The sequence below is a fragment of the Rossellomorea sp. NPDC077527 genome (assembly GCF_044542955.1).
In the GTDB taxonomy this organism is placed as follows: Bacteria; Bacillota; Bacilli; order Bacillales; family Bacillaceae_B; genus Rossellomorea; species Rossellomorea aquimaris_E.
On the sequence record NZ_JBITVL010000001.1, the window covers coordinates 66,073 to 79,383 of the forward strand.

Genomic DNA, 13,311 nt, shown 5'->3' on the forward strand with positions numbered 1-13,311 from the left:
CGGGAAATGCGGGAAAGTTGAGACCCCACAGGGCTTTAGCCCGAGGAGGCTCAACTCACGCCCCGCGGAAAGCGAACATCTGGAGCGGAAATCAACCAGCACTCGTTTTTTCAAAAGCAATAAAAATTATGAATTTACAACTCCTGCAATGATCCAGTGTTCTCCTGAATGACATGTGCAATGATGCGCTCCAGGGAATTTTCGGTCTGAATGCTGGAAAAATCAAGTCCCAGATGGACGGCTGTCTGGGCTACTTCAGGACGGATGCCGGTGATGATGGATTTTACGCCTAGTAGATTCAAGGCATCTATCAGTCGGAAGATTTGCTGTGCCACCATCGTATCCACCAATACGACCCCTGATAGATCGATGATCAGCATGGATAAATGGGAATGGGAGCTTTGTTGTAAGGTTGATTCCACAATCAATCGTGCCCTGTCCGTATCGATATCCCCGATAATCGGAAGCAGTCCCACTTCAGAAGTTAAAGAAATAACCGGAGTGCTTAATTCCTTGATCAAGGTGGACTGGGCTTGCAGTCTGTTCATTAGGATAGATAAAAAAGTAGAAGTGAAAGTCTCTAATACATAGTCCAAGGCGAAGTTAATCTTGCGCTCCCACTCGAATACTTCTTTTAATTGAATATTCAACTCAATATTTTCTTTTGTAAATTGCTCTACGTATGTCCAGTACACTCTTCTGAAGATACCCGAATTGCGTGCAACCTCATCCAAGGTCGTGCTTGATTTACTTCGATCCGCTGCTGTTTGCTTCGTCCATTCAGATATTAATTTCTTTGATTCTTCATTAGATAGTAATAGACACTGTGCAATGATTTTTACATAATTGGCGTTTTGCTCTTTGATTTTATTCAGAACCTCAGGTGGAGAATCAGGAGAATAATGTGAGCCCGTTTTAATATGCTGGTGACGAAGCCAGTCTTCTGTAAAGTCTAAGGCGTGGTCTACTAAGTATTCATATAAATGAGACGAATGAGTATCCATATACGCTCCCTCTGAAATTGGTTTATTCTTCTATTCTGAAACCTATAGGAAAGACTGTCAATCATTAAGGGTGAAAACAACAGGAATAAAAATTCATAATACTATCAATTTTCTAATTTGTGTTTGTTTTCTAGTATAATATATGTATAATTATAATTATTAGAAAAAACAAAAAACTTTAGGGGGCCAACAATGAAGAAGAAAGTCAGGGGATTATTTCTAGTACTAATGATCGGGATGGCAGGATTTATGACTGCCTGTGGAAGCGATGAAGCAAGCGGAGGAGAAGGCGGAAGCGATAAAAAAGAAAAGCTGGTTGTCGGAACCGATGCAGCATTTGCTCCATTTGAGTATATGGATAAAGGAGAGGTAGTCGGATTCGATATCGATTTCCTGGATGCGGTGATGAAAGAAGCCGGTTATGAATACGATGTGAAAAACATCGGATGGGATCCGTTGTTTGCAGCTGTTCAAGGCGGCAAGGAAGTAGATATGGGAATCTCCGGTATTACGATCAATGATGATCGTAAGGAAACATTCGATTTTTCCAACCCGTACTTTGAATCCACTCATATGATCATGTTTGGTGAAGGAACAGATATTAAGAGCGCCAATGACCTGAAAGGACTAAAGATCGGGGTTCAAAATGGAACGACCGGTCAGGAAGCAGCAGAGAAGATTGTCGGACAGAACAGTCCTGATATCTCTAAATATGAAAATAACGTAGTCGCCATCACAGCATTAAAACAGGGTCAAGTGGATGCTGTCGTGACGGATAATACGGTTGTGAACGAATATGTGAAAAACAATCCACAAGATAACTTCAAAACAGTGGAAGATCCGGAGAACTTCGAATCCGAGTTTTACGGGTTGATGTTTCCGAAGGACAGTAAGCTGAAGGCTGACTTCGATAAAGCTGTAAAAGAAGTAATCGAAAACGGGACATATGCAGACATTTACAAAGAATGGTTTGGTACAGAACCGAACACTGACGCTTTATTAGAGCAAGCGGAATAAAGGAAAGAGGGCGTAGTGAAGGGAATATCAGATCTTCTCCTAACATAGGGAGGTCATATTCCTTCTTCACACGCCCTTTTTATATGAGTCTATTTACTTACTACTTGAATAGGAAAGCGGAATAACGCCGCCAACCGGACAAAGGAGTTATTGTATGCTGGATTTCAGATGGGATATTATTGGAGAATACTTACCTTTCTTCTTAAAAGGTGCGCTACTAACAATCGGATTATCGGTAGGGGCGATCTTTCTTGGTTTGATTTTTGGGCTTCTTATGGGAATCTTCCGGATCTCACCTTATCTGCTCGTTCGAACACCTTTCATTTGGTACATAAACTTTTTCAGGGGGACGCCATTATTTGTACAGATCCTCCTCATTCACTTTGGGGTCATGCCAGCATTGATGTCAGAAATCAACCCGGCCGTGTCTGCCCTGGTCGCATTGACGTTGAATGCGACAGCCTATATTGCTGAAATCTTCCGTGGGGGAATCCAGTCGATTGACAGGGGACAGATGGAAGCGGCCCGTTCCCTTGGGATGACCAATATACAGGCGATGAGATATATCATCATTCCTCAGGCTTTCAAGCGGATGATTCCTCCACTTGGAAATGAGTTCATCGTCTTATTGAAAGATTCTTCCCTGGCAGCGGTCATCGCGGCACCGGAGCTCATGTATTGGGGCCGGGCCATGCAGGGCCAGTACTACCGTGTATGGGAACCATATTTAGCCGTCGCAGTGATCTATTTAATCCTTACTCTATCACTTACGTATCTACTAAACTATATTGAGCGGAGGATGGCAACCGAATGATTAAAGCAGTGAATCTTAAGAAATCCTTTGGAGAATTAGAAGTATTGAAAGATATCAATGTGAAAATCGAACCACAGGAAGTGGTCGTGGTGATCGGACCATCGGGTTCAGGGAAATCAACATTTCTAAGATGCTTGAACCTCCTGGAGTCGATTACCGATGGACATGTGTATATTAAAGACCAGGATATCACGTCAAAAGAAACAAATATCAATAAAGTACGGACCGATGTGGGGATGGTCTTTCAACAATTCAATCTGTTCCCTCATAAAACCGTGATTCAAAACATCATGTTATCTCCGATGAAAGTTCGGAAGTGGTCGAAGGACAAAGCGGAACAGAAGGCCTTAGAGCTTTTGGATAAGGTGGGTCTGGCAGAGAAAGCCTATGTATATCCCGATTCTTTATCAGGAGGACAGAAACAGCGGGTGGCCATTGCCAGGGCACTAGCCATGGAGCCTGAAATCATGCTGTTTGATGAACCGACTTCAGCCCTTGATCCCGAAATGGTGGGAGAGGTACTAGAAGTCATGAAGCAGTTGGCGAAAGAAGGGATGACGATGGTGGTCGTCACTCATGAGATGGGATTCGCCAGGGAAGTGGGGGACCGCGTGATCTTCATGGACGGTGGGTTCATCGTCGAGGAAAACAGACCGGCAGAGCTTTTCGGAAGTCCGAAACATGAGCGTACGCAGGCATTTTTGAGTAAAGTGTTATAAAATTCGTCGAATGAGGGGCGAATCGCTTGTAGAGGATTGCCAGGTTGAGTCTTTTTATTTTCAAAACCCAATTTCCACAAGAAAGGGAGCCTTCTCACCGAGGCTCCCTTTCTTATGCTGATACTTTAGTATAAACGACTGAATACAACTGCTTCCTACCCCGGTGAAAGCGGGTTTTGACCGTGGAAGCTGAAAGATTCAGTTTGCTCGCAATTTCACTGTCACTCAGGTCTTCTGTCACTTTCAACGCCATCACTTCCTGCTGGGTCGGGGGCAGGGTTTTGATATGATCCTGTATGCAATTCTTAAGGAAGCGAACTTCAATCTCACTCTCCAATGACTGGTGATCCTGAATGGATTGAAGCTCTTCATGATCTTCCATGAAGACCTCCTGACATTTTGATCGTTTCCGTATGACATCGATCGCCGTACACCTTGCGATCGAAGTGAGCCAGGACTTCGTTTTAGACCTATCCAGTAGAGTGTCTAATTTTAAATATGCTTTCAGGAAGGTTTCCTGAACGATATCCTGTGATAAATGTATGTCGTTCGTAATGTTGAAAGCAATGTGATAGATCAGCTTATGGAATTGTTCATACATCTCTTCACATGTGAGAGGAGATGGTGGTGCTAACGTGTCCATATGGTCACCCCGACTTTCTATTCATCGAATTTTTCTTTGATAAAAGATGGTGCATCCTTCTTTTGTAAACCGTATGCCTGGACGTTCCCTTCGTTTTTATGCCTGATGATGACGGCATAATCACTCTCTTCGTAATCGTATACAAGTCGGGTCATAAGGGATTCGATTTGTTCAGTATCCTTAATTTCAAATCCTATGTCTTTTTCCTTTAAGTCTGAGACAGTCTGTTCTGGGGACTGGGGTAATCGATCAATGAAATCAGCTTGTGCCGTTACATACATCGATTCAATACTCGACGTCTTTACGTTTGTATCATCTACATACCCTTTGTCTTTAAGCCACGATAGAAATTTCTTGTCCGTATGCTTGACGTCTGCATGTGCATACATCCCATCGGGCAAAAGGAGTTCAACGTTATAAAGCTTCACTTTACGACGGTCCTCAAAAGATTCTTGATAGGTTCCTTCTTTTAAGATGTCGATGGCTTCACGGATTTCAGCAGGATCGGAAATGGTAATGCCGGAATTGTTGCTTATTTCGTTATAGATCGTGATTTTATCGACCTTGTTCGAATCAACACCATAAATTTGTTCGGTTACCTCTTTATAGTTCTTCATTTTATAGAGAGTAGCATATTCAGATTCTATATCTTCTGTGTTAACCCAGTAATTCCGTACAAGCTTATGCCCATTTTTTAACTTGTAATAAAGAAAAATCTGGCTCTTCCTGTCTGACTGAGTGTCGTGATCTTGATTGTCCAGTATTTCCTTATGAAGATCCAAAACAGCCTGAATCGTTTTTTGATCCTTTATAAAGGGATCCTCAATGAGATTTTCAGGGTTATCTGTCAGGGAATAAAAGGTATCACTTACGTGGACAGTTTCTACGTCCGCCATATCAGGGACTTTCTTTTCATAGTTAAATAGATCGAATCGGATGCCGATGCCTACCAAAACCATGCAAATGGCGAATCCTGCATATCCCTTCCAGTGACGGAATACTCTCCAGTGCTTCTCTAATATCATTTGTCCAATATAGTAGCCAATGAGTGACCCGAAGAAATAACCGAACAAGGTCCAGGCCACTGATTGGTACACCCCATTGAAGTACATTCCCCCGAAGAGCATGAAGCAGAAGGAAATTCCGTATTTAAACAATGGTCTCAGGATCGGATGAACGATTGCCTGAGAAGCAACCTCCACTTTTCTTGATTGATAGAGAAAGTATGATAATCCATAGAATACGAGTGTGATCACAATGAACATCAAAACGTCTGTACCGGAAAGTAGGTTGTCTTCCAAGTACGCCGCTTTGATGAGAGGGGAGTATTCCTCCATTTGCACACTGAAGTAATAGTCCTCCGGGAATCCATATAGGAAATTTTTCAGACTGTAGCAGATGAGTACAAACATCCCTGCCGGTAATAATAGTAAGATATAGGTCAGGGCACCTTGAACAGCGGTCAGCCCCGTGATCATAGCCACAAATGTAGAGGCTGTGAACAAGAGAAGGTTCACGAGAATCGTGGTTCCGCACCAGATGAAAATGTCTCCGATCCCAATGAATTCATGAAGATCGGTGAGTGTATAGAGAGACAGCAAAATGATCGTATTCAAGAGAATAGGGATGATAAGTAGCCCCAATCCCGTTCCTGTAAAATGAAAAAATAGCTTTCTGCGATGAAGCGGGAGACTATGTATGAAATCCCCGGCTTGTTTCACATGCAGATAACGGAATAAGAACAGGGAGAGAATAACAGGGATAAACAGCATCAGTCCCACTTGTATCGGGTATTGAATCATAAAGAGATTATGTTCAATTGTAATGGGATAGGATGGATCTTCATTGGACAACCGGCCGAGGATAGCGACAGGTAAAGAAAAGAGAAGGGCAATGAAATAGACAATCCCCACCCAACCAGCATTCCTGAGGCTCAGAGTGATGACTTCCTTATTAATCCATGATGTTTTGGATGGCATAACCGACGTCCTCCATTTCATAAACAAAAATTTCTTCCAGCGTCAGCGGCAGCATGTCGAAGATGACCGGCTGATAAGGTTGAATGATGCTTCTCACTTGATGTTCTTCACCGCGGACGATGCAGAGGGAAACACTTCCCCGTGCCTCTGAATGCAAAAGCTCGAGCTGACTGAAGAGGTTCTCCGGGATTTCACCTTTGAATGCCAGCTGCACTTTATGAATGCCGGACTTCAAATCATCAAGTTCCTTCTCCAATATGAATTCCCCTTGATGCAAGATTCCGACATGATCACAAATGTCCTCCACTTCACGGAGATTGTGAGAAGAAATGATGATGGTCATTTCCCTGTTGGCTACTTCCGATATCAGCACACTCTTGACTTTCTTCCTGACAACCGGATCAAGGCCATCCATCGGTTCATCCAGTATCAGTACCTCGGGTTCTGTCGCAAGAGCCAGGATAAAGGCAGCCTGACGCTGAACACCTTTGGAGAACTTATGAAGCTTTTTATGAGAGTCGATCCTGAATTCTTTAATTAAAGATTTGTATTGCTCCTCATTCCATCTTGTATATGTGTTTTGGTAGAAACGGGCCATTTGATTCAATGTGTAATGGGAAAAGAAAAACGGTTGATCGGGTATGAAAAACAGCTTTTCTTTCGTCGGGATATTTTCATAAACAGGCTGTGAATCAACCAATATCTCTCCGTTATCAGGCTTCAGCACTCCTGAGATGGTCTTCAGTAACGTGGTCTTTCCGGCACCATTGGATCCAAGCAGACCATAAATCGACCCTTTTTGAACAGTGAAAGAAGTGTCATGAATGATTTTCGTGCCTTCAAAGGCTTTCCTTATGGATTTAATCTCTATCATCAGGACCATTCCCTCCTACTGATGCCTCGATTTCTGCAATCATCTGTTTTAAATCTTCAGATGTGATCCCTAAGTAAAGGGCCTCGGACAAAAGTCTGGACAACTCTTCTTTTACTTTCATGATTTTCTCCGCATTTTGAATGTGACTTGAAGGATTAACAAAGCTCCCCCGTCCTTTCACAGAATAAATATACCCTTGGGTTTCGAGTTCCCTGTAGGCTTTTTGGATTGTGTTTGGATTTATGGTCAGCTGCTGTGCCAGGGAGCGAACGGAAGGTAATTGTTCGTCAGGCTTCAGCACTTCATTGATAATGAATTCTTTCAGCTTCTCGACTAGTTGTTCATAAATTGGCTTACGGCTTCTTAAATCAAGCTCAAACATATCCACCCTCCCGACTGTATGTAGTGTACTATGTGTCTTAATACAGTTAAAGTATATAACAAGTTCTGCCAGTTTGGGAAGGGGGGAAATAAAATATTTTCAAAATGAAGAGAAAACCCTGGGAACGGTGAATTTCCCGCACACAACTGACCATAAAATGGAATTTATGTTAGCATATAGGGAGAATGAAAGAAAAAAAGGGGATTTCTATGGACGTACAAGAACCGATTTTATCGATTAAGAATTTGAAGAAGACATTTGGGAGCAAGGAAGTGTTGAAGGGCGTCCAGCTGGATGTGTATAAAGGACAGATCATCGGCTATATCGGCCCGAATGGTGCCGGGAAAAGTACTACAGTCAAGATCATCCTCGGTCTTGAAGAGGACTATACGGGGCAGGTGACTTTATTCGGTAAAGATATATCTGTCAGTTCAGTAGAATACAAGAAACGGATCGGCTATGTCCCTGAGATGGCGGATCTTTATGATAACCTGACGGCAGAAGAGTACCTTACATTTATTGCAGAGCTTTATGGGATGGAGGCTGAAAAGGCACAGGGGAAAGCGGAGAAGCTGATCCGGCTGTTTGGACTTTACGACGTGTATCAATCGAGGATCGCGTCTTATTCAAAGGGGATGAAGCAAAAGATTCTGATCATCTCCAGCATCTTACATAATCCCGATGTATTATTTCTCGATGAGCCTATCAACGGATTGGATGCCAATTCGGTCATGATCTTTAAAGAGCTGCTCGCCCAGCTTGCCTCACAGGGAAAAACGATCTTCTACTCTTCCCATATCATGGATGTCGTAGAAAAAATCAGTAACAGGATCGTCCTTTTGCATAACGGACAAATCGTTGCGGATGGTAGTTTTGAAGAATTGAAGAATCAGAATAGGGAAGGTTCTCTGGAGGAGATCTTCAACCAATTAACCGGATTTAATGAGCACAGGGAAACGGCAGCGGAGATCGTTTCTGTTGTGCAAGAGGTGTAATCATGAAGGAATTTCGTACACTTCTGTTTCTGGATTGGTTTCGCGTATTGATTACGAGGCTAGGATTCGATTACCGGTTATTGAGAAGAATACTACAAGTCAAACTTACGATGGATCAAAGACGGGTACCGACGATCTTTCAGCAGCAGGGAAGGAAGCAAGGGAAGGACGAGAACCGCTTTATTAAATCCCTTTGGGTGTATGCTTTATTTGGATTATTCGTCATTCCCTTCATATTGATGGGAGATCAATACATCTTTCAAATGAGCATCACCTTTACCGTGCTCATTTTCATCGTCATGACCTCCATGATATCCGACTTTTCGGTTGTCATTCTCGATATCCGGGATCATACGATTCTCTTTACGAAGCCGGTCGAACGAAAAACGATCAGCTTGGCGAAAACGCTGCACGTATTTATTTATCTGTTCTTCCTGACAGGATCTTTGACGGCGATTCCCTTGATTGTAGGGTTGATCAATCAAGGTTTTGTGTTCTTTTTGCTGTTCCTTGCAGGGATCATCCTGATGAATATTTTCATTGTTGTGTTTACAGCCATGCTCTATTATTTCATCCTCCAATATTTTGACGGTGAGAAGCTGAAGGACATCATTAACTATGTCCAGATCGGATTATCCATCGGGCTCGCCGTGGGTTATCAGATTGTGGCACGTTCCTTCGAGTTTGTGGACTTGACGGTCTCGTTCACACCTGAATGGTGGAATGTCTTTCTGCCTCCGATGTGGTTCGGTGCTCCCTTTGAATGGCTATTGAACGGGAATCACCAGTCGTTGATCCTGATTCTTTCGGGTATTGGCATACTGTTTCCATTCCTTGCCCTGATGGTTTACGTGAAAGCATTGCCGACGTTTGAGAAGAACCTTCAGAAATTATCTTCACATGACGGGAAAAAGAAGAAAGCATTCCGCTTCGGGGATGGATTCATGAAAGTTTTATCCAAGTCGAACGAAGAAAGGGCATTTTACCGATTCGCCCAGTATATGATGAAAAACGAACGGGAATTCAAGTTGAAGGTGTACCCTGCCCTTGGGTTTGCCATCATCATGCCATTTATCTTCATTTTCAATGGATTGATGGATGGGTCGAGGGAAGACTTACTGACTTCAAGTATGTATCTTTCCATTTATTCTAGCTTCATCGTCATACCTACTGTCGTGATGATGCTCAGCTATTCAGGGAAATACAAGGGGTCCTGGGTGTACAAAGTCGCGCCTGTCAAAAGCAGGGCTTCCATCTACAAGGGGACATTGAAGGCGTTTCTTGTTAAATTGTTTCTGCCTTTGTACGCTTTATTGAGCATGGTGTTTATTTATCTATTCGGTATCCGGATCATCCCTGAGATCATCGTTGTCTTCATTAGCGCCTGTATCTTTACTGTGATTTGTCTAGGTTTAATGAGGGGTACCCTGCCATTTTCCGAAAGCTTTGAAGGTATCCAACAAAGCGATAGCTGGAAGGTGCTGCCGTTTTACCTGGTAGTAGGTGTGTTTTTTGGTCTCCATTATCTGGCCCTGAAGATTCCATTAGGGATTCCCGGCTATCTGGCCATATTATTTGTCGTTAACCTCATCTTATGGAAAACAGCTATTAAGGATGAATAATAGAGGCGTCCCTGTCTTTTTAGGCAGGGGCGTTTTTGGGTATACACTGTATGAAAATATGGAAGTATAAACGATAGATATGACTGTAATCATTTATACATAGAAAAACGGTGGTCTTTAGTAAAAAAGAAGTATTGCATTTATTTTGACATTGAAAGTTTCTTTGATGCAAGATGATAGTATTCAACATGTTTGACTGAAGGAGAGTGAATTCTATGTTCATAGATTGGTTAAGCGGATTTAATCCTACGATGCAGGCACTGTTTGGAGGCCTCGTAACGTGGGGGCTGACGGCACTTGGAGCAGCAGCTGTTTTTTTCTTTGTGAAGATAGAAAAACATACATTGAACATGATGCTCGGGTTTGCAGCAGGTGTCATGATCGCTGCATCGTTCTGGTCCTTATTGGCCCCATCAATAGAGTTCAGTGAGCAAAATGGTCAGATTCCATGGCTGGCCCCTGCCATTGGATTTTTGTTGGGTGGACTTTTTATCAGACTATTAGATTTCGTTGTACCGCATCTGCATTTAGGCAGTGCTTCGGATAAAGCGGAAGGCCCACCGACGAAATTCAAGAAATCAACCTTACTCTTTCTGGCTATTACTCTCCATAATATCCCGGAGGGTCTGGCAATCGGTGTCGCCTTTGGAGCAGCATCACTGGGACTGGGAGATGCCACCCTGGTTGGGGCGATCGGCCTTACAATCGGGATCGGGATTCAAAATATGCCTGAAGGGGCAGCCCTCTCCATTCCACTCAGGGGTGATGGGATGTCACGTTTAAGGTCCTTTCATTATGGTCAGCTATCAGCCATCGTTGAACCGATTGCTGCTGTTATCGGAGCGGCTGCTGTCCTGTTGGTGCAGCCCATCTTACCTTATGCACTGGCTTTCGCAGCTGGGGCGATGATATACGTAGTAGTGGAAGAGTTGATACCTGAATCACAATCCTCAGGAAGTACAGACCTGGCTACACTAGGATTAATGCTCGGCTTCGTCGTGATGATGATCCTGGACGTATCCCTGGGATAATGGATGACTGAAAGCATGCGATGAAGTAGCATGCTTTTTTATTTTTCATTAGCTCTTTTCTCAAAGATTGTAGCTATTCTTACACAGTCTATGATCCTACAAATGCTCTGTCACCTGAGTCTGTGCTGAAGGGTGAAAGGAACTGCTCCGCTTTCCACGGACGTTCGGCCGAGCCTCCTCAGCAAAGGACGCTTCCGGGGTCTCGGCACGCCCGTTTTCCGTAGGAGTCTGCGCAGTTCCCTTCACCCTCTACAGAAGCAATTATTGACAGAGCTAAATGGTTCATAAAAAAATGAGCATTACTAAATTAGATACAATTGATCATTGCAGCTAAGAAAATGATTTGGTTGTAAGTTATGCTTGGACAGTTGATTGGAGCGGAAATCAACTACTACTCGCTATATCCAAAAGCAACAATGTTAACGAAAGCAGCAATTCCCGAAAATAGTATAATGAAAGGGGAGGGGAACAGTATGAAGATTGGACTTGTAAGGCATTTTAAGGTGACGAGGGGATACCCATCGTCATCAGTAACAAGTGATGAGCTGATGAAGTGGGTGGAAGAATATGATGCGTCAGAAGTAGAAGAAAATCTGGTGGATCTTAAAGGAATCGACTGGAAGGGGTGCTATTCCAGTGATTTAGCTCGGGCGCAGACAACAGCTGAAACCGTTTACGAAGGAGAAATCATATTTTTAGAGGAACTGAGGGAAATCAGGTTATCTCCTCTATTCCGATCTAACAGGAAACTTCCCTTTTTTCTACATATAACATTCATCAGGCTTGCCTGGTGGTTTAATCATCGCTCTCAGCCGGAAAGCAGACGGGAAATCGAGGAGCGAATCAGAAGTGTGGTCGATAGAATTATTCACGAAGGGGAAGATGTGCTGATTGTCGGTCATGGGGGAATTATGATGTTTATGAGGAAAGAATTGCGAAAGCGTGGATTTACCGGACCATCCTTTAGGAGACCGTCTAACGGTAAGTTGTATGTATATCAGGACCGGACTGGATGAATTTAAACGGTAGGTGTGAATAAAGAAGGGGGAACGCAAAATGGAAGAAGTCCATTCTCTGGAAGCCATCAAGTCAAAGCTCGAAGCTGAAAAGCTTGTATTGCTATACATATCAAGACCCAATTGCTCTGTTTGTCATGCACTCCTGCCACAGGTGGAAAAGGTGTTGGAGGAATTCCAATCTGTGTTCCCCATCCATGCCGATGCAGAAGAAATACCTGAAGTAGCAGGAGAATTCTCCATCTTTACCGTTCCTGTCCTGATCATGTTTGTGGAGGGGAAAGAAATGTTCAGAAAAGCACGCTTCGTGCCAATAGATGAACTTCAGAGCCAAATATCCCGTCTCATAGAGATGTTAGACAACTAAACAAACGTTTGATCAACTGTAAATATGATTGATTTAATGAGGCTGAACGAGCTGAACAGTTGTTTAAGACGACAAAACATCTGATGAAAGAGCTGTTATAATAATGGCTCTTTTTCTATTGTATGGAAATTTATTTAAATGAATTGAAACCATATCCATGTCAGCAACGACTAATAAATACAGTAAAGGGGGGAAGGCTTTGAGAGAGGATCACGACCGATTGGAAGGGCTCTATGAAACGTATTTCCATGATGTTTATCAGTACTTATTCTATTTCACTAACAATTCATCCGAAGCAGAGGATTTAACCCAAGATACCTTTATGAGAGTGTTTAAAAGTTATCACAGCTTCCGTAATCAATCCTCACTGAAAACATGGATCATTTCCATTGCTAAACGGACGGCGATTGATCATTACCGAAAGAGAAAGCTCATCTCCCTTCTCCCGGATGTCCTTTTGAATTTACGAAAAAGTGAGGAAGGCATACCGGAAGAAGAGGTGGAGAAAAGCGAAGAGTGGCAGAAGGTTCAGGCGGCACTTTCCAAGTTGAAACCGGACTATCGGAATGTCGTCATCCTTAGGGGATTGAGAGAATACTCCGTCAAAGAAACGGCGGAAATCCTAGATTGCAAGCCTTCTAAAGTGAAAGTGGATTATCACAGGGCAATGAAGCAGTTAAAAAAAGAATTAGGACATTCCAATGAAGAGGCGGTGCTGGTAGATGAAAGAAAAATTCAATGATGACATATTACAATCTTTGAAAAACCGACCAGACCTTGCTCCGCGCAAAGAATTTAAGAGCGAGTTGAAAACTAAACTATTTGAGGAGATAGATGGGCAAAAAAAG

At 43.0% G+C, this 13,311-nt stretch carries 14 protein-coding genes; 9 read left to right on the forward strand and 5 right to left on the reverse strand.

What is annotated here, in order from left to right; genetic code table 11:
• Window positions 1-134: 134 nt before the first annotated feature.
• Window positions 135-1,004 carry an STAS domain-containing protein gene (locus tag ACIGG7_RS00310; RefSeq protein WP_318246427.1) on the reverse strand — a complete coding sequence of 290 codons (870 nt, stop codon included), beginning with the start codon at window positions 1,002-1,004 and terminating at the stop codon, window positions 135-137.
• Window positions 1,005-1,196: 192 nt separating this feature from the next.
• Here ACIGG7_RS00310 and ACIGG7_RS00315 point away from each other — a divergent pair, with 192 nt between their 5' ends.
• The 3 genes from ACIGG7_RS00315 (at window position 1,197) to ACIGG7_RS00325 (ending at window position 3,554) form a co-directional block, all read left to right on the forward strand.
• Entirely contained in the window at window positions 1,197-2,021 is an 825-nt protein-coding gene (locus ACIGG7_RS00315) for a basic amino acid ABC transporter substrate-binding protein (RefSeq protein ID WP_224941876.1), read from the forward strand.
• Between the two features lie 157 nt (window positions 2,022-2,178).
• Window positions 2,179-2,835 carry an amino acid ABC transporter permease gene (locus ACIGG7_RS00320; protein ID WP_224943426.1) on the forward strand — a complete coding sequence of 219 codons (657 nt, stop codon included), beginning with the start codon at window positions 2,179-2,181 and terminating at the stop codon, window positions 2,833-2,835.
• Window positions 2,832-3,554, forward strand: a complete 723-nt coding sequence (locus tag ACIGG7_RS00325; protein WP_224941877.1) for an amino acid ABC transporter ATP-binding protein — start codon at window positions 2,832-2,834, stop codon at window positions 3,552-3,554. Before ACIGG7_RS00320 ends, ACIGG7_RS00325 begins: the two co-directional genes overlap by 4 nt.
• A gap of 112 nt (window positions 3,555-3,666) precedes the next feature.
• On the opposite strand, the gene ACIGG7_RS00330 is transcribed toward ACIGG7_RS00325, so the two are convergent.
• From ACIGG7_RS00330 to ACIGG7_RS00345, 4 genes are read right to left on the reverse strand one after another with little or no spacing between them, the layout of a single operon-like run.
• On the reverse strand, window positions 3,667-4,197 hold the full coding sequence (locus ACIGG7_RS00330) for an RNA polymerase sigma factor (RefSeq protein WP_397548344.1): 531 nt from the start codon (window positions 4,195-4,197) through the stop codon (window positions 3,667-3,669).
• A gap of 17 nt (window positions 4,198-4,214) precedes the next feature.
• Entirely contained in the window at window positions 4,215-6,176 is a 1,962-nt protein-coding gene (locus tag ACIGG7_RS00335) for a DUF6449 domain-containing protein (protein ID WP_397548345.1), read from the reverse strand.
• On the reverse strand, window positions 6,151-7,050 hold the full coding sequence (locus tag ACIGG7_RS00340; protein ID WP_397548346.1) for an ABC transporter ATP-binding protein: 900 nt from the start codon (window positions 7,048-7,050) through the stop codon (window positions 6,151-6,153). The genes ACIGG7_RS00335 and ACIGG7_RS00340 overlap by 26 nt, the downstream gene beginning before the upstream one ends.
• Entirely contained in the window at window positions 7,037-7,432 is a 396-nt protein-coding gene (locus ACIGG7_RS00345) for a GntR family transcriptional regulator (RefSeq protein ID WP_224941881.1), read from the reverse strand. Before ACIGG7_RS00345 ends, ACIGG7_RS00340 begins: the two co-directional genes overlap by 14 nt.
• 209 nt (window positions 7,433-7,641) lie before the next feature.
• Here ACIGG7_RS00345 and ACIGG7_RS00350 point away from each other — a divergent pair, with 209 nt between their 5' ends.
• From ACIGG7_RS00350 to ACIGG7_RS00375, 6 genes are all read left to right on the forward strand, one after another.
• A complete protein-coding gene (locus tag ACIGG7_RS00350; RefSeq protein WP_224941882.1) occupies window positions 7,642-8,427 on the forward strand; it encodes an ABC transporter ATP-binding protein in 786 nt (261 codons plus the stop codon).
• Between the two features lie 2 nt (window positions 8,428-8,429).
• Window positions 8,430-10,049, forward strand: a complete 1,620-nt coding sequence (locus ACIGG7_RS00355; protein ID WP_397548347.1) for a hypothetical protein — start codon at window positions 8,430-8,432, stop codon at window positions 10,047-10,049.
• Between the two features lie 215 nt (window positions 10,050-10,264).
• Complete coding sequence (locus ACIGG7_RS00360; protein WP_224941884.1) at window positions 10,265-11,080, forward strand: ZIP family metal transporter; 816 nt, start codon at window positions 10,265-10,267, stop codon at window positions 11,078-11,080.
• A gap of 473 nt (window positions 11,081-11,553) precedes the next feature.
• Window positions 11,554-12,096 carry a histidine phosphatase family protein gene (locus tag ACIGG7_RS00365; RefSeq protein WP_397548348.1) on the forward strand — a complete coding sequence of 181 codons (543 nt, stop codon included), beginning with the start codon at window positions 11,554-11,556 and terminating at the stop codon, window positions 12,094-12,096.
• 40 nt (window positions 12,097-12,136) lie between these two features.
• Complete coding sequence (locus ACIGG7_RS00370) at window positions 12,137-12,463, forward strand: thioredoxin family protein (protein WP_397548349.1); 327 nt, start codon at window positions 12,137-12,139, stop codon at window positions 12,461-12,463.
• A gap of 199 nt (window positions 12,464-12,662) precedes the next feature.
• Entirely contained in the window at window positions 12,663-13,205 is a 543-nt protein-coding gene (locus ACIGG7_RS00375; RefSeq protein ID WP_397548350.1) for an RNA polymerase sigma factor, read from the forward strand.
• Window positions 13,206-13,311: the final 106 nt, after the last annotated feature.

Bases quoted from the DNA above. Each gene is read 5' to 3' on its own strand.
- ACIGG7_RS00310 (WP_318246427.1), bottom strand. From the start codon at position 1,004: ATGGATACTCATTCGTCTCATTTATATGAATACTTAGTAGACCACGCC.
- ACIGG7_RS00315 (WP_224941876.1), top strand. From the start codon at position 1,197: ATGAAGAAGAAAGTCAGGGGATTATTTCTAGTACTAATGATCGGGATG.
- ACIGG7_RS00325 (WP_224941877.1), top strand. From the start codon at position 2,832: ATGATTAAAGCAGTGAATCTTAAGAAATCCTTTGGAGAATTAGAAGTA.
- ACIGG7_RS00330 (WP_397548344.1), bottom strand. From the start codon at position 4,197: ATGGACACGTTAGCACCACCATCTCCTCTCACATGTGAAGAGATGTAT.
- ACIGG7_RS00335 (WP_397548345.1), bottom strand. From the start codon at position 6,176: ATGCCATCCAAAACATCATGGATTAATAAGGAAGTCATCACTCTGAGC.
- ACIGG7_RS00340 (WP_397548346.1), bottom strand. From the start codon at position 7,050: ATGATAGAGATTAAATCCATAAGGAAAGCCTTTGAAGGCACGAAAATC.
- ACIGG7_RS00345 (WP_224941881.1), bottom strand. From the start codon at position 7,432: ATGTTTGAGCTTGATTTAAGAAGCCGTAAGCCAATTTATGAACAACTA.
- ACIGG7_RS00350 (WP_224941882.1), top strand. From the start codon at position 7,642: ATGGACGTACAAGAACCGATTTTATCGATTAAGAATTTGAAGAAGACA.
- ACIGG7_RS00355 (WP_397548347.1), top strand. From the start codon at position 8,430: ATGAAGGAATTTCGTACACTTCTGTTTCTGGATTGGTTTCGCGTATTG.
- ACIGG7_RS00360 (WP_224941884.1), top strand. From the start codon at position 10,265: ATGTTCATAGATTGGTTAAGCGGATTTAATCCTACGATGCAGGCACTG.
- ACIGG7_RS00365 (WP_397548348.1), top strand. From the start codon at position 11,554: ATGAAGATTGGACTTGTAAGGCATTTTAAGGTGACGAGGGGATACCCA.
- ACIGG7_RS00370 (WP_397548349.1), top strand. From the start codon at position 12,137: ATGGAAGAAGTCCATTCTCTGGAAGCCATCAAGTCAAAGCTCGAAGCT.